The 16,371-nt window shown below is 49.4% G+C and carries 14 protein-coding genes; 8 read left to right on the forward strand and 6 right to left on the reverse strand.

Annotated elements, in window-relative coordinates; genetic code table 11:
• Positions 1-2: 2 nt before the first annotated feature.
• Together ACZ5ZZ_RS05795 and ACZ5ZZ_RS05800 are read right to left on the reverse strand one after the other, a co-directional pair.
• A complete protein-coding gene (locus tag ACZ5ZZ_RS05795; protein ID WP_464141675.1) occupies positions 3-566 on the reverse strand; it encodes a flavodoxin domain-containing protein in 564 nt (187 codons plus the stop codon).
• A gap of 173 nt (positions 567-739) precedes the next feature.
• Entirely contained in the window at positions 740-1,705 is a 966-nt protein-coding gene (locus tag ACZ5ZZ_RS05800) for a hypothetical protein (protein ID WP_464141677.1), read from the reverse strand.
• 236 nt (positions 1,706-1,941) lie between these two features.
• Between ACZ5ZZ_RS05800 and ACZ5ZZ_RS05805 the strand changes: the two genes are divergently transcribed.
• The 4 genes from ACZ5ZZ_RS05805 to ACZ5ZZ_RS05820 all read left to right on the forward strand — a co-directional run bounded on the left by ACZ5ZZ_RS05805 (position 1,942) and on the right by ACZ5ZZ_RS05820 (position 6,947).
• On the forward strand, positions 1,942-2,805 hold the full coding sequence (locus ACZ5ZZ_RS05805; RefSeq protein ID WP_464141679.1) for a CBS domain-containing protein: 864 nt from the start codon (positions 1,942-1,944) through the stop codon (positions 2,803-2,805).
• Positions 2,806-2,818: 13 nt separating this feature from the next.
• Positions 2,819-5,272, forward strand: a complete 2,454-nt coding sequence (gene ppsA / locus ACZ5ZZ_RS05810; RefSeq protein ID WP_464142369.1) for a phosphoenolpyruvate synthase — start codon at positions 2,819-2,821, stop codon at positions 5,270-5,272.
• A 271-nt stretch (positions 5,273-5,543) separates the two neighbouring features.
• The gene (locus tag ACZ5ZZ_RS05815; protein WP_464117588.1) at positions 5,544-5,900 is read left to right on the forward strand and encodes a hypothetical protein; all 357 of its coding nucleotides are present in this window, start codon (positions 5,544-5,546) and stop codon (positions 5,898-5,900) included.
• Between the two features lie 432 nt (positions 5,901-6,332).
• Positions 6,333-6,947 carry a hypothetical protein gene (locus ACZ5ZZ_RS05820; protein WP_464141681.1) on the forward strand — a complete coding sequence of 205 codons (615 nt, stop codon included), beginning with the start codon at positions 6,333-6,335 and terminating at the stop codon, positions 6,945-6,947.
• Between the two features lie 5 nt (positions 6,948-6,952).
• Here ACZ5ZZ_RS05820 and ACZ5ZZ_RS05825 read toward each other — a convergent pair whose 3' ends face one another.
• From ACZ5ZZ_RS05825 to ACZ5ZZ_RS05835, 3 genes are all read right to left on the reverse strand, one after another.
• Positions 6,953-7,693: a c-type cytochrome domain-containing protein gene (locus ACZ5ZZ_RS05825; protein ID WP_464141683.1), complete on the reverse strand. Its 741-nt coding sequence runs from the start codon at positions 7,691-7,693 to the stop codon at positions 6,953-6,955.
• A gap of 184 nt (positions 7,694-7,877) precedes the next feature.
• Positions 7,878-9,215: a GAF domain-containing protein gene (locus tag ACZ5ZZ_RS05830; RefSeq protein ID WP_464141685.1), complete on the reverse strand. Its 1,338-nt coding sequence runs from the start codon at positions 9,213-9,215 to the stop codon at positions 7,878-7,880.
• Entirely contained in the window at positions 9,215-9,670 is a 456-nt protein-coding gene (locus ACZ5ZZ_RS05835) for a pyridoxamine 5'-phosphate oxidase family protein (RefSeq protein ID WP_464134280.1), read from the reverse strand. Before ACZ5ZZ_RS05835 ends, ACZ5ZZ_RS05830 begins: the two co-directional genes overlap by 1 nt.
• Before the next feature lie 101 nt (positions 9,671-9,771).
• On the opposite strand from ACZ5ZZ_RS05835, the gene ACZ5ZZ_RS05840 reads away from it, so the two are divergent.
• From ACZ5ZZ_RS05840 to ACZ5ZZ_RS05855, 4 genes are all read left to right on the forward strand, one after another.
• Positions 9,772-10,617: an SDR family oxidoreductase gene (locus ACZ5ZZ_RS05840; RefSeq protein WP_464141687.1), complete on the forward strand. Its 846-nt coding sequence runs from the start codon at positions 9,772-9,774 to the stop codon at positions 10,615-10,617.
• Between the two features lie 14 nt (positions 10,618-10,631).
• Entirely contained in the window at positions 10,632-11,102 is a 471-nt protein-coding gene (locus ACZ5ZZ_RS05845; RefSeq protein ID WP_464134285.1) for a c-type cytochrome, read from the forward strand.
• Positions 11,103-11,205: 103 nt separating this feature from the next.
• Positions 11,206-11,628, forward strand: coding sequence for a DUF4288 domain-containing protein (locus tag ACZ5ZZ_RS05850; RefSeq protein ID WP_464134288.1), 423 nt, complete (start codon positions 11,206-11,208; stop codon positions 11,626-11,628).
• A 128-nt stretch (positions 11,629-11,756) separates the two neighbouring features.
• A complete protein-coding gene (locus tag ACZ5ZZ_RS05855) occupies positions 11,757-12,248 on the forward strand; it encodes a hypothetical protein (protein WP_464141689.1) in 492 nt (163 codons plus the stop codon).
• Here the strand turns inward: ACZ5ZZ_RS05855 and ACZ5ZZ_RS05860 are convergent.
• Positions 12,238-16,365 carry an LVIVD repeat-containing protein gene (locus ACZ5ZZ_RS05860; protein ID WP_464141691.1) on the reverse strand — a complete coding sequence of 1,376 codons (4,128 nt, stop codon included), beginning with the start codon at positions 16,363-16,365 and terminating at the stop codon, positions 12,238-12,240. The genes ACZ5ZZ_RS05855 and ACZ5ZZ_RS05860 overlap by 11 nt on opposite strands.
• Positions 16,366-16,371: the final 6 nt, after the last annotated feature.

The following is a 16,371-nucleotide window of genomic DNA, read 5'->3' on the forward strand; positions in this document are numbered from 1 at the left end:
TCCTAAAAGACGAGGTTCATATTCACGGGTTCCTCATTTTGTACCGCGAGAACATCGTCGGCAAATTGGGATACTTCCTTCCAATCAGTGTATTCATAGTCCCGGGTCCAATCCGTGTCAGCGCCCGCTCGCTTCGCGATGTTGTGCATGATTCTTTTTGTGAACCATCCGTAGCGCGAATAATTTAGAGCTCCGGCAAAGATCACCCACTTCTTTGGCAGCCAATTTGTTTTGCGAAAGAACCCTTGCACGATTTTGGCTTCACTTCTTTGGACTGTCTGGTCCTTCTGCATAACCCCCAAACAAACTGAAAAGAACGCCGTTGGTTTGATGTTTAAAGCATCTGAATGATGTTTTACCCATTTGCTTAAAGCCCGAGGATAGCCATTGGCATAGACGGGGCCCCCAACAATGACGGTTTGATAGGGCGACAGGTCTGTGCTTTTGGCATGAGCCTCCAGAAGGTCCACGCTGTGTCCACGAGAGTTTATTTTATCCGCAATGAAGCGAGAGATTTTTTCTGTCTGACCGTATTTCGACTCGTAAACGATGAGAATGTGTGCCATAAAATCCCCCTTCCAAATTGGGTGAAGTCAGCGGCTCCAAGTCTTCTTTTTTAGAATATTCAACCCAGCTCCCGGCGACCAGAAAGGGGTTTGCGTATTTTAACAGGATTGTCGGATGAAATACGGGCCCACACGCATAAATGTGGATCTTGGACTCGTTCTGTGGGGCTCATTTAATCCACACACTGATTTTCTGCATCCACCGCGACTTGTTTTAAGTTTTTTCCAACGCAGGATTCGGCGTCCCCATCATCAGCCCACTGAGCATCCCGAAAAGCCCCGCTTGAGGAATCGTAAATGATAGTCATAGGCTTATCCCCATGCGGAGAAGAGTAGGCAATCGAATTAGACAGTCCCTTTAAATTATCACCAGCCCAAGAAAGCACCGCGACGCCACCCCAGCGCGTTTTACAATATATTCTTTCTTTCGCCCAAGGGCGATCGGCGTAGATGGCAGCTGCACATCGACGTTTGGGATTGGAGTTGGTCGGCTGATTGGTCCCCGGAACTTGCACAGTTGTAGATCCACCGCCGGCCTGGCAAGAAATGATTTTTTGTGTGGCGGGGTCTATGTTGAAGCCGATTGGGATGACACGAGTAAGGGTTGAGGCTCCCGTGACGGCTCCTGTCTTGCGATATGTAACCGCAATTTCTCCAATCAGATAGTCATTTGATATAGAAGAGATATCATTGCCTGCAGCATCTTTCTTAGGTCGAACTTCGATTGAAGAAACGACGGTTCCGTTGCAGGCCCCCGCATTCTGAGGCAGCTGACAGTCGGCGTCCGTCAGGGATTTAACTAAAGATACGCTTCCTCCACTAGCCTGAGGAATTCTTAGATCCGTCAACGAGAAGGAACCTTTGATCTCAGTGACCGTGCGGGAGGGGAGCGGATTTCCAGCGGCATCCAGCAGCAAGGCTTGTTCACAGGCCTCCTTCTTTGACATCGACAACTGAATTAAGTTTGTAATCTGCTCGGCTTCGACTGCTTGGGTTATGGATCTGTTTGTCTTAAAGGCGCCTGCGAAAACATCAGCCAAACTCAAAGCGATCAGGGTCGTCAGCCCGAGCCCCATCAGAACCATGATCAGGGTGTTTCCATCGGACTGCTGAAGTAGTTTCCACTGGCGATTTTTCATAGTCTAGGTTTCGGCACCTTTTAAGGTGGCCTGAATGCCGCATCTTTTTTTTGCGTTCGCAAAGACAATTGAACTACTGGGATGAGCTGTTGTCTCATTATAAGACTTTGGACTTTGTGGGGCTGTCGGGGATTTTTGCAGAAGATCAGACTTTATCGAAGTTCTCTTGTCAAAGGACTTGGCGAATTTCTAGGCAAATGCTGCCACAATCTTTTCAAAGGATGGGGCAGTCACTTATGGCAATTGAAAATCATGAGCTATCAAACGATGAGACTTTGTACTGGCAAAACCGTTTAAAGCAGCGAAGGGACAGCTTTCTTCAGGCCGGGGACTTTCTGAAAAAACACACACTAAAGGATTTGTCTTTGGCAGAGGCGGGCGACATCTCCAAAATAAGCATCCACCCGGCGGACCTGGCAGGGCCCGAGCAAGAGGCGGAAACCTTGGACTCTCTGCTTGAGAAGAACCTTAAAGGCATTCAGGAAATTGAGAACGCCCTCGAGAGGCTTGAGCGGGGCGCCTTTGGAATCTGCCAGAGTTGTGGAGAGAAAATTCCTGCTTCCCGCCTTGAGGCCATCCCTGAGGCTCGTTACTGTCTGACCTGTCAAAAGGATATGGAGGATATGAAGCGGGTTACGCAAGGGCGGATGCAAACAGCCAGAGCCGCGACCTCAAGTACTGTTAAATCTTTCAATGCTGTTTTGGTTGCCGAAGTCATGCAGGACAGTCCTGTGGCGATTCGGCCTGAAGAGGGCCTCGATGTCGCCAGTCAATTGATGTTTGAAAACAATATCAGACATCTGCCCGTCGTGGACAAGCGGGGTGATATTCAAGGGGTCATTTCAGACCGCGATTTGCTGTGTGTTTTTTTGACGGATCGTTCCTGGATCACCGAGGAAGACGTGAAGAAGTCCTGGAGTCATCAGCGGGTTTCTAGCATCATGACCAAAACACCTGAAACAGCAACACCCGAAATGACCTTGCAAGAGGCGGGAACGATACTGCTGGATAATAAGATCAGTTGTCTGCCTGTAGTTGAAGGAAGTCATTTGGTGGGAATTATCACTGACACCGACTTTGTTAAATTTGTCAGTCGGTAGACTGGTGCCGGATATGATTGCAAAGGACAGTGTCTACATTGTTTCGTTTCAAGATCTCGGTATTGGCGATGTCCCCCGTGTCGGAGGCAAGAATGCCTCCCTCGGTGAGATGATTCGCGAACTTTCCGGGGAGGGCATTCGTGTTCCGACGGGCTTTGCTATCACTGCCGAGGCTTATCGACATTTCATCAGATCCAACGGTCTGGATCGAAAAATTCATGATCTTCTGAAGGACCTTGATGTTAGCGATATCGCAAGTCTTCAGACGAAAGGCGCTCTGATCAGAAGTGCGATCTTGCAGGCTGAAATTCCCCAGGATTTGGCTGAAGTGATTCGTCAGCATTACAAACTTCTGTTGGAGAATCTGCAACGACCTCGGGCCGTGGCAGTTCGAAGCAGCGCTACCTCGGAAGATCTTCCCGAATCCAGTTTTGCTGGCCAGCAGGAAACATTTTTGAATGTACAAGGGGAGGAATCTGTTCTGCAGGCCTGTAGAAAATCTTACGCGTCGTTGTTCACAGACCGGGCGATCTCATATCGCACGGAAAAGGGGTTCGATCACTTTCAAGTGGCTCTTTCCATAGGAGTTCAGCTGATGGTTCGGTCGGACCTTGGGGCTGCCGGCGTGATCTTTTCCATCGACACGGAAACGGGGTTTAAGGATGTTGTGATGATCAACTCTTCCTGGGGTCTGGGGGAAAGTGTTGTTCAGGGAGCTGTCAATCCGGATGAGTTCGTGGTTTTCAAGCCAACTTTGCAGCAGGGCTATCGGCCTATTTTGCGACGAACTCTGGGGAGCAAAGAAACCAAGATCATCTATGAAAGTAGCGGGGGTGGCGTCAGAAAGTTGTCTGTGGCGGAGACGGACCGTATCCGTTATTCATTGTCCGACGCTGATGTACTAACTCTTGCCGAATGGGCCTGCAAAATTGAAAGACTTTATTCGGAAAAATATGGGCGATACACGCCGATGGACATCGAGTGGGCCAAGGACGGAGTGACAGGGGATCTGTATGTGGTTCAGGCTCGCCCGGAAACCGTACATTCCCAAAAAGAACAGCAGACTTTGGATATTTATCACTTGGACCGGCCCGGCAGTCCTTTGGTGAAAGGCCGAAGTGTCGGATCTAATATCGCTCATGGGGTCGCCCGGATTATTGCAGACATCTCTCACCTGCGGGATGTTCAGCCCGGTGATATTCTGGTAACTGATCGAACTGATCCCGACTGGGAGCCTGCGATGAAAAAGGTTTCGGCCATTGTCACGAATCGGGGGGGAAGGACCTGCCATGCCGCCATCGTCAGTCGTGAACTGGGAGTCCCCGCAGTCATTGGAACGTTGGATGGGACTTCTAAAATATCCACCGGCCAGAAGCTGACCGTAAGCTGTGCCGAGGGAGAGGAGGGACACGTCTATGAAGGACACCTGCCGTATTCAGTTGAACAGATAAACCTGCAGGTTCTTCCTGCAACTCAGACCAAGATCATGATGAATGTTTCCAATCCCGACGAAGCCCTTCGCCTGTCGATGCTACCCAACGACGGAGTCGGTTTGGCGCGGCTGGAGTTTATTATTGGCAGCCAGATCCGCGTTCACCCCCTGGCACTGCTCGAGTATGAACGACTGCAGGATCACAGCTTGCGGTCTGAAATTCACAGGCTGACCGCCGGCTACCGAAGTAAATCTGACTTTTTCGTCGACAAGCTTGCCGAAGGGGTGGGGATGATCGCGGCGGCGTTTTATCCCAAAGACGTCATTGTTCGATTCAGTGATTTTAAGACCAATGAGTATGCAAACCTTCTGGGTGGGTCTTTTTTTGAACCCAAGGAAGAAAATCCCATGCTCGGTTTTCGTGGAGCCTCCCGCTATTATGACCCCAGGTACAGAAAGGGCTTTGCACTGGAATGTGCGGCAATAAGGTTGGTGCGCGAAACCATGGGCCTACGTAACGTGAAGGTGATGATCCCTTTTTGTCGAACAGTGGAAGAAGCTAAAAAGGTGATTGCTGAGCTTGAGTTGAATGGGCTGCACCAAGGGGATCAGGGGCTTGAGATTTATGTGATGTGTGAGATCCCCAGTAATGTTCTGTTGGCAGAAGAGTTTGCGCAGATCTTTGATGGTTTTTCCATCGGATCGAATGATCTGACTCAGCTTATTTTGGGGGTCGATCGGGAGTCAGAGCTTGTGGCATCTGCGTTTGATGAAAGAAATCCTGCTGTCAAAAAAATGATTTCGCATGTGATCCGTGTGGCTCGGGCCAAGGGCCGCAAGATTGGAATTTGTGGGCAGGCCCCAAGTGACTATCCAGAGTTTGCGGCTTTCTTGGTCGAGCAGGGGATCGACAGTATATCTTTAAGTCCGGATGCGATTTTAAAAACCTTGAGTTCCATTTCCCAAATAGAAGAGTCACGCCCTGTCGGCTCACCAGTTTCTGAAGGGAAAAGCGATCTTTTTGGTAATATTTGAGCACTTCCTTTCAAAATTTGTCACTTTAGGCTGTATCTCGATAAAAACGCGATAACTTATCGATATCTCATCTCAAGTGGTCTTAGTTCTGACCACTATTTAAACAAACGACCTTCGTCAGCTCAAAATAAATGGAAATTTGGACTGGTACGAGAATGGCAGACGAGATTGACATTAGAAATGTGTGAAAACAGGGTTCTGTGATGCTGGAGGACAGTCAACTCGGGCATGCAGAGTCAAAAGTAAACCTAAAAAAAAGGAAAGCAAGGCTATGAAATTCTATATCGTAACACTGGCAACGCTATTATCTGTTACGACCTCTTTTGCCAGTACACTCAGCTGTAAAACACCGATGCAGGCATTTAAACTGATCAAAGAAAACAACTCGGTCATGTTAGTGATGAATGATAATGCAAACAACAATCCCGACAAAGTAATTTTGAGAGGTAAAGTTTCAAGCATCGTTCAAGAGGGTGAAGAGACAGTATTCTTCTATAATCCATGGAACATTGAAATCAGAATCAGTAACCTTGACAAACCCAGTGATATTTATAGCGGGACAATCGATTACCACATTCCAGTCAGAGGCAATGAGAAGATTGCTATCAACTGTGTGAACGTACGCTAGTTATAGATTCGTTAATGACCTTTTAGCCCTCAAGAACTGCCAAGTTTTTGAGGGCATTCGCTTTTATTTCACAAGAAATCTTGTTTCGATCCATCAGTCTCAGATTTAAATTATATCGGGTGTCTGCTTCTTTGACATACAAGGATGTCAGAGATTCAAAGCGTCACCGCAACTCTGTGGAATCATTGTCTTGGTTCCGAGCCACAGTGTTCTATTGAAACAAAAACACCGTCTTTCATGCAACGAAGTGAGCGGACATTACAGCGCTGATATTTAGGCATCATAGTTATACAATTTTAGTACGATGAACTTCTGGGCGATTTAGCCAAGTTAAACACATGAAAGCCAACTTGTTTTAGACTTCACTCAAAGAAGGGATGCACCGATATTGCATAGTGTATGTAAAGCTATGTTTGATTGCGGGGAGGGCGAATGCTGCTTTTAAAAGGTCGCTGGATGCTTATAGTGGCAAGTGGTTTGATGGTGGTTTCTTTCCAGAACTGCGCCAAAATCGGACATAATGCAGTTGAATTCCAGGGGGAGTCTCTGGATCTTCCCTCCGAGGTGGTGATGCCTTCCGAACAGCTGGTGGTAGACTCTGATAATGCTCAGCCAGGAGCAGGGACAGGGGCTCCAGACAAAGAGCCTCCGGCAATGAGCGGAGGTGAGATCGCCGAGATTGTGGCGCTTTGCCAGGACAGCGAACGAGCTTCTGGATACAGTGAAAGTCAGACGATGCATTTGGTGCAGGAAAAATTAGACTCCATTGTCGGAAAAGTGTCTTCACTTTCTCTGGTCCACAGCCGCGTGGTTCTGCGGGCTGCGGACGAGGTCGCAGCGATCGATGATTCTCAATTGGTTCACAGTGACCTTGTACTTTGTGGGTTCTCAAAGATCAGAAAAATTCGATCCACCCAAAGCCGCATATTTGTTGTGGGTGGCTCAGTCCAGGATGCGGTACTGGTGCAAAGCTCCCTGGTTCTGATCAATGCGGAACTTAAGAACCACACTGGGGTCAACAGCACTGTCAAAAAAATCTCACCTTGAGACTTCTAATTGTTTAATGCTCCAGCCTCGATCCAATCAAGAATCAGATTCAATTCGGCGGAGCTCAGCTGAGGCCGCGGACGAGGCGGCATCGACCCATCACGAGCCTCGCGATACACGGGGCTGTTGGTGGGTTTAGTCAGCGACACGGCCTTTTTAACAGAGGTGTAGGTGTCAAAAGCATATCCTCCCTTGGCATTTCCTTGGCGGTGGCAACCCGCGCACTTGGGTCCAAGAATTTCAGTCGAAATATATTTAAACGTGGGCTCCGGTCCAGCCACCGGTGGTGTCGGTGGCGTTGTTGTCGGAGGTGTCACTTCCGGTGGGGTGACTGGTGGTGGAGTCACGACTGGAGTCTGTGCTTTGTTTGCCAGAATCCACTGGCGCAGAGTCTCTATGTCATTGGCCGACAAAGCCTGATCCGGTGGCATGGCTTGGGACTGGATGACGGTAAAGAGTCTTGATTTATCGGGACTTTGTGGAACCAGCAAACGGGCAGACACAAGATGATTAACGTCGGTGATGTCGGAAACTCCCCCAGCATTGGCACCATTGTCGTGGCAGGAAGAGCAGTTGGTGGAGATAATCTTTAACGCCGCCTCCTGTAAGCTGGGGTCCGCGCTGGCGGTGTCCCATTGTGGCGTGTTGGAATCTGCAGTGTCAGGGTCTAATCCGACCAGACTCATCGGATAGCTGCAGCCGAGCATTGAAAGAATGAATGTGAAGGCAGTAAGCTTTTTGTACATGGGAGTTTCCTTGGTTGGACAACATTCTACAAAAGAGCAAGAGCCACGCCAGTCTAGAAAGAATTGGCTCGGTCGCCAGTTTCATAAAATGATCAAGAAAGCCATGTTGTCGAGGATGTTTGCAATTGCTGAGTAATTTGTCTTCAAGCTTTTGAAGCAGGTCTCGGGATTGGTCAGCTAAAAACTAAGTTTCTTTTAATATGATATCCCCGGAGACGGCAAGACAGAAGCGTCCCCGGCCAGACGAGACGATGGAGACCTCTGAGCACTTTTTTTCCAGACGCTTGCGCAGCAGGATCAGGCGGGTTTCCAGGTTGTCTTTGACTTCCGGAAGCTGCAGCCACGGATCCAGTCGCAGTTCGCGATTTGTAAATTCAGTTTTCCCCTGTGTTTTGTAAATATTCAGAATCTTCCAAAGAATCCGGGCGGGCACATTGCGAATCAGGTACTCGCCATTGAGAAGAATGCAGTCCTCTTTGTGGAAGTAGTTGAAAATTAATTTCTCCTCCGACGTTCGCACACGCGGAGGTTTGGCTTCTCTGGACGGCTTGGCGATGTCGAAGTCGTGACTTATTTGCAAGCTGTTCATAGCTAGCGCCAGGACATGACTTAATGTTTTAAGGATGCTCTCATCACTGTCGCGGACCTCAAAAATCCTTTCGCTTTCCGCAAACAAAACGCCCAGAAGTTCGCCTCGGAAAACAATCGGCACCGCCATCTGGCACTGGGAATTCTTCAGTCCCGGCAAAGGGATGACATTTAAAAGGGGACTTTCGTTGTCCGAGGATCTGACATAAAGCAGTTCGCGTGTCAGGGAGGCGTGCACAAAGGGCACCTTCAGTTCTGCCGCGCGCCCGATGACGCCCTCGCCGAAGCGGACTTCTGATCCGACACCGGACTCATCGTAGCCTCTTGTGGCGATCGTCAGAAGGCGGGAATCACTTTGTGGAACCAGAATCATGGAATGGCGAAGTCCAAAATCCAGATCCATGGCTTGCAGAATGGAGTCGAAAAGCTCCTCCAGATTCTGCGCTTCGCTGACTCTTTCGCAAACTTTTTGAAGGGACTCAAAGCTCATCTGGGCGGTACGGGTGACGACCCCAAGCGGTCGTTCGCTCATGGAGACAGATTCGCACTGCACGACTTCATAACTGATCACGTCGAGCACCTCAATGGCCTGCAAATGGAACAGATGGGATTTTCCGGAGTGGTCGGCAATGGCCGCCAGGCGCTTGGACATTTGATCAAACACCGGGCCCGAGGTTTCTGTATGACTGTACTTAGACTGAATTTCATAGGCCAGAAACGAATCGGGATCATAGACTCGGATGGCGCAGTGAGGATTCTCGACTAGGTTGCTTTTGGTCTTGTTAAAGAACTGAGCCGTCAGGGCAATTTGCTTATCATTTAGTAAATGCACCTGGCTTAAGTACGCTATGTTAGGGATACCCTCCTTAGAAACCGTCATGATGGTTGAGGGGATGATTCCTAAAAAAGCATTTTTATAAGATGAAAGAGCCATTACAGAGGAGCTCCAGCGTGTTGCCCCGGAGTGCTTAAAAACAGATGAGTGATTTCGAGATCCATTGCTATGGCGGGAAAACTGACCATGCGGCGCATGGCATCGTTAGGCACTCCGGCAAGATCTGTTTGCTCCATAAATAGTTCGCGATAGCGTTCCAGGATAATACGATCGCGAGAATCGGCGTCACGGTGGGAGAGGTAGTTTCCTTTAATCTGCAGGGTTTTGTAAGTCGATGGCAAAGATGCCACGACCGCAATCTTTTTTGTTTCTTGAATAAGGGGAAGAACTCGATGGGCCGAGTCCTTTTGAATATAAAAAGTCACTGTCTTTCGATCGATACCAACAACGGCACCGACACATCGGGCTCCCTTTGGAAAAAGGTCCGCAGTGCAACAACACAGGGTCATTGCGACGCCGCTTTCTAAAAACTCAGCCCATGTTTGATTTAACATAAGATGGTTATAGCAAATTAGGATTTATTTCAGAAGTACTTAGTAAAAATTTAGGAAACTGGATCGGCGAACTCCCGTACTGTCGTATCAGGAGGCTTTCCATGAAAGTTTTAGTAACATCTAGCACGGGAACAGTCGGTTCCAGAGTCGTTGAAAAGTTGCGGACACAGTCTGACGTTGAAGTCTATCAGGCCACACGTAAACCATCCATGGCCGGACAAGTTCATTTCGACCTTAGCAGTGAGCCCTCGTTGGAAAAGGCCCTGGTGGGGATGGACAAACTCGTATTAATCACACCAGCCAGCACCTCGGAAACTGAGGACAGTCTGCGGGTCGTCCGTTGTGCGCAAAAGGTGGGGGTCCGACACATTGTTTTTATGTCAATCCATCAAGTCGACAGGGCGCCACACATTCCTCACTTTGCTTCGAAAATCGAGATTCAGAAAGAGCTGGTAAGGTCGGGGTTACCCTGGACCACGATTGCACCCAATAACTTCTATCAGAATGACTACTGGTTCAAAGAAAGCCTTCTGGATCATGGCATCTATCCGCAACCTTACGGCCATGTTGGTCTAAGTCGGGTGGACGCTGATGATATTGCCACAGCTTTGGCAAACGCCGTTAAGCGCGAGGATCTGGTAGGGCAGATATTCCCTTTGGTGGGGCCAGAGGCTCTGACCGTTCAGGATGTTTGCGACACTTACGCTCGCCATCTGAAGAAGGATATTTTGTATGGCGGGGATGATCTAAAACGCTGGTTTGATTTTAACAAGCAGTTTTTGCCAGAGTGGCTTTTGATGGACTGGTTGCAGATGTATGAATTCTTCCAGGCACAGGGATTACGGGCTTCTGCTTTGGATTATATTCAGCAGGAAAAGATTTTGGGACATCCCCCCAAGCAGTTTGAAACTTTTGTGAAAGAAACCGTGCAGCTTTGGAAAAAATAAGGAAAGGAAGTCATATGAAAATTGTCATTCTTATAGTGAGTTTGTTTTTGGTAAACCCTCTGTGGGCCGGCAGTGGGGTGAAATCAGCAGAAATCGAAAGAGGAAGATATCTTGTCATGGTTACGGGATGTAACGACTGCCATACTCCCAACTATGGGATGCAAGGGGGTAAAGTCCCAGAGGCTGCTTGGCTGGTGGGGGATCGCACTGGCTGGAAGGGGCCGTGGGGAGTGACTTATGCCAGCAATATCCGTTCTCGTGTTCAGGGGATGAAAGAGCAAGAGTTTGTGAAGTATGCCAAGGCCATGAAAACAAGACCTCCCATGCCGTGGTACTCATTGAATGCGATGACCGAGTCGGATTTGATTGCGCTCTACAGATATATTGTGTCGCTGGGGCCGAGTGACAACCAAATTCCTCTGGGGCAGGCGCCTGGTGAAAAGCCGCGAGGTCCTTTTATGGATACGACAGTCAGAACACCCTAGGAGCAAAGGCCGGCCTTGTTTGTTGACGAGGTGCGGTCTGAGTCAGTATAGTCGAGCCGTGATCGAATTTCGACCACGGCTTAACTACTCATAGGAAAAGACAATGAAAAATAAAAAATGGTTTGCTGTTAAAACGCTCTATGTAACTCGTGCTGTGGGTAAGTCCAGCGCTAAAGGCAAGCAGGCCTTTGCGGAATTGCTTGAAGAGCGTGTGGTTTTGTTCCAGGCAGCAAACGCCAATGCGGCAGTCAAAGCGGCAGAAAAAGATGCCAAAGAATACAGCCAGTACACATATCAGAACTTCGAAAACCAAATGGTTCGCACAGAGTATCTGAATGCCTGCGATGTGTTCGAGCTCTATGAGACTCTGGATAGTGGTGTTGAGCTTTTTGCCTCCACCGAAGTGTTGACGAAAAAAGCTTCCAAGGCAGATCTGATTGCCCGCAAGCTGGGACGCCTGGAAACACAAAGCACCATTAAAATGCGCAAAAGATTCATGAGCAAGGAATTGGGTTCCTACCTCTAATGTCCCGCAGGGACGGACTCCACAACTAACGTCGTGGAAGTTGAAGATAAAAAGGCCGGGGAACCCCGGCCTTTTTTTGTAATCTGTTTGTTCTTTTCATCTTTCAGCAGTTCTGTTGAGATAGTGATATGAAACACAAAAGAAATTGGATCGTTGTTGTTCTGGTTGTGTCAGCAGGTTTGGCTGTCTTCGGATACCGCAAGTGGAAGGAACGTAAAGAGTTTCTGGAAGTTGTTCGGGCTTCGGCGGTTTCCATGCAAAAAAGAACTTTGGAGCAGGCTTTGGGGCCTCAATTGAACTTCATCCCCGAGCACAGGCAAACCGTCCTTTTGGCCATATTGGCATCGGCCAAAGCAGAGGTGCTTGAAGAAGTCCCCGTCAATGAAACAGAAAAAATGGTCCGCTTCCGTCTGAGTGTACTTTCGGAGGCCGGAGCCCGAGATCTGGCCGATCGATTCTTGAAATCTCACAACGAAAAAAAGATCCTGGGTGCGGATGAAATTGCCGAAGTGATCCAAAATCAAGTGGACAAGTCCATTCCCCGCCAGATTGTGGTTGGGGAACTGCGCATGGCAAAGAATGAACATCACTGGATCCTTTCTTCTGCGCCTACTCCATAGAGATCCAAGTGCTCCCATCACAGTAAGTCATTTTATTGGACGTGCTGTTGTAGTTAAATGCTCCCGCTAAAGCCGTCGGGGTCGCACATCCGGCACCACCGGCGCCAGGGGATGGGCCCATGGGTATCAGTACAGACCCGTTGCAATAGGCATAAACATTGTTTGGCACGATGTAATCAATGACTCCGGCCACAGTACAAGCTCCTTGCGTAACCAAAGGCAGGGCTTTGACCACTTCGAACGCGTGGCCTGATTGCTCTGGTGAATAAAGATACGGTGGAATCAACAACCCCTGAGTGGTGTACCCGGAAGTGTCATAGTAATCGTTGATCGCCGGATTGGCCGGCACTGAAATGTCAATCAAGGTAAGATCTCCGGTGCCCGAAACAGCATAAGCATAATTTCCCGACACCTCGAGGCTGGTCAAATCCGAAAGTCTTGTGGCGTGTGTGATGGACCCCAGCACGGACGGCGAGGTCGGAGTTGAAATATCCAGAATCACCAGCGACTTGTTGGTCGTGGTGATCACATAGGCTCTGTTGCCGACAACCTCGACATCCTTGCAGGTATTCAGGGAAGGATCGCTGAAGGACGTCAGCGAAAGGCCGACAGGATTTGAAATATCAATGATCGACAGCGCAGAGCCATTGCACGAATAAGCGTAGTTGCCAGAAATGGAAAGTCCCTGAACGGCGCCGGAAACGGAACCAACGATGTCTATATTATTTAGATCCGAAAGCGAAACTGCCGACAGTTTGGAGTTGCCAACGACAAACAAGTGACCGCCTTGGACCGCCAGATTGGAAACTCCCCAGAAGTTCGAGAAGCTGGAAAATTTCTTAACCAGGAACTGCGGGCTGGACGGATTGCTGATGTCCAGGATGCTGATTCCATAAGACGGGACTTCCCCGATATAAGCGTGGTTCCCGGAAATCTCCAGACGAGTGGCGCCAAACAGGCGCGGATGTGACCACGAGGACGTGATGGCCGGGCTTTCCGGATTTGAAATATCCACGACGGTCAATTGTCCCGAAGCCAGTACAAACGCGGTTGAGCCGACGGTTTTTACTGCTGAGGCACCGCGAAGTCGAGGCGCCAGCGATACGACCGACACAGGTTTTTGTGGAGCTGGCAGGGATATGATTTCAAACAAATAAAAAGTATCATTCGAGTCCGAGGCAATCAGTCGATTGGCTGAAAAGCTGACTCGCGAAAGATAGCTATTTGTGGAGGTGTTTATTGGGGATCCCAGCTGTTCCGGTGCCAGAGGATTGCTGATGTCCCAGACTGTGATTTTGGATTCGACCGTGTATAAGTTTGACCCAATAATATGCATTTCTGCCGGAACACACCCAGAGCATCCGGCAATGCCGTCAAACGAGATCTTGAGCAGCGGCGCGGTTTTATTGGTGATGTCGAAGACTTTGACCTTGCTGTCATTGATGAAAGCATGGTTTCCGCTGATCACGACGGTGTTGGCGTCGGTGTAAGATCCCGCCGAGGTTGTTCCGGCAATGATGGGGGCCGCGGGATTGGATATGTCGATGATGACCAGAAGTTTCGTGGAGGCGCAAAGGGTCACGGCGTAGGTTCCCGTCAAAGCCAGTCCCCGGCAATCAGAAAGATTGGCGTGCGTGAGCATTCCCGCAATCACGGGAGCCGACTTGGTCGTGATATCGATGACCGACAACCGGTTGCTGGAAAGATAGTAGGCATAGTTCCCGGCAACGGCGACTCTTCGACCGGAAGCCAGATTCGTGGCATGGGAAAGGAAACCAGTTATTGATGGGGTTGCCGGATTCGTGACGTCGATGACTGTGAAGTGTCCGCTGGCGGCGGTATAGGCGTAATTTCCGGATATAACGAGGTCTCCCAGAGCCGCAAGTTTACTGTCTTTTAAGGTGGCGACAATGGTGGGATTGGTGGCGTTGGTCGTCTCAGTGACCGTGATCGAGGTCGTTCTAGAGCTGCCGGTAAGAGCGTAATTGCCTTTGATGGCAATTCGCTGAATCGATTCATAGTCTGCCGGTGTTGCGATGGTACTAAGCTGTGCGATCGCCAAGGGATTGCTGATGTTGTAAGAGCGAATTCCAGGAATGCCATTGTCGGTCACAAAGGCGGTGGAACCCGAAACGGCGATGCCGGCGCAGTTGCCACAATAAATAGAACTTTTCAGCACGGGAGCGTTTGGATTTGAAATATCCACAATGTTAGTCTGTTGTCCCGTGGTGTAGGCATAGTTCCCCGAGATAGCGACCTTGTCGGCGTAGTTGACCGAGGTGGTTTTTGCCACATAAGAGGGGGCTGACTTCGTTGTGATATCAACGATGACCAGGGCACTTCCCGTGATGATATAAGCATAGTTTCCGGATACGGCAATATCTCTGGCCGAGGACAAGTTGGAAATGTCATTTAAGGTGCCCACCAGGGTCGGGGCCGCAGGGCTTGAAATATCGAATATTTTTAGATAACTGCTTTCGATTACATACAGATAGCTGCCGGAAGCCAGAACCTCTTTCGGCCAGGAAAAAGTAGGGCTGACGGTTGTGACATAAGTCGGCGCCGTGATCGTTGTGGCATTTAAGACCACAAGGCCCGAAGAGCTGGCGGCATAAATGTAACTTCCGACTCTGGTCAGTGCCATGACCTGAGACAGGCTTGAGTGATAATAAGCGGCCACCAGGGTTGGGGCCGAAGGAGTGATCAGATCATAGATAAAGATGCTGGATTGATTGGGGCCGGCAATATAGAAATAGCTTCCATCAAAATAGGCGGCGGTGAAGAACAAGTTGCTGCTGACGGGAACCTTGGCTCTGCCATAGAAAGACATGGCAGCCGGATCGCTGACGTTATAGGTCCACAGACCTCCGGAGGAATCCATGGTCACCACCGTGTTGCCGGCCATGTGGAGCTCTTGCGAATAAGTTGAGTCGCCTGAGAAGACTTTAAATGACTCCGGAGGTTTCGGCATGCCGACAGGGGTCAGATCCAGAGTTGCGATAAATCCAGAGGAGCTCGCCACCCCGACGAGCTTGTTTCCATCATACGAAATCTTGCTTAGACCTTTCATGTAACTGGTCACAATGATTTTTTGTAGCACGGTGGGGTTGGTCGGATTTGTCAGATCCAGTGAATAGAAATCACCTGCGTCTGAGGCCGCATAAGCATAGTTGCCCTTTACGACAATGTCGTTGATCCAGTAAACATTGGAAATGGTTCCAACCTGGGCCGGAGCTGCCTTGTTGGTGATGTTGATGACAGAGGGCTCTGAGGACGAGCCACCCGTATTTCCAATGTAGGCATAGTTTCCATAAAGGGCGATGCTTTTGGGGCTGGAGCAGGACGAGCAATTCACAGATCCAGTAACGGACGGGGCGCTTTTGTTGGTAATATCAACGATGATCAGGTTTCGTGTGGAATTTCCAATGACATAGGCATAGTTTCCGGAAACAGCCAGTCCAGATGAATAGTTAAAACTGGCATGGGAAAGCGAGGATGTAAGCACGGGTGTGGCTTTGGTTGAGACATCCACAATCGCCAGTCTGCTACTGATGGCATAGACATAGTTTCCGCTGACAACGAGTTGGCTGGTGCTTAGGTATGTGTTGTTGAGACTGCCTACAAGGGTCGGAGCCACCGGATTTGAGATCGAAAGCACTCGAAGGGTCGAGGCATTTGTTGCGTAGAGATAGCTTCCATCGGTGGTGAGGGATTCAACTGCTCCTGCCGGGCCTTCGTAACTGCCCGCAAAAGTCGGATTGGCAAGATCGGAAATGTTATAAACGGCAATGTAGACATTTCCGCTTTGTGAAGACCCACCAAAGTAAGCGTAATTTCCGAAGACTGCGATTTTGCTGGCATTCAAACGGGAGGAATCCGTATCCAACAGCGCCGCCACGCCTTTAATCCCGCCATACTTTGTCGACACCCAGTTTGTGCCGTTGCAATATTTAACTTCTGCGGTGGCCGTAAAGTAATCCATGGCCCCAGCCACAGCAGCTGGCGAGGCGCAGTCAGCGAGTGCTGCAGGAGTTGATAAAAGCACCGCAGCCGCGGCAAACAGGCCGGTGATCAGAGGTCGGAGAAACTGTTGGAAGGAGGCAACGTGAGCTTTCATGAGAGA

The sequence above is a fragment of the Bdellovibrio sp. HM001 genome (assembly GCF_055397275.1).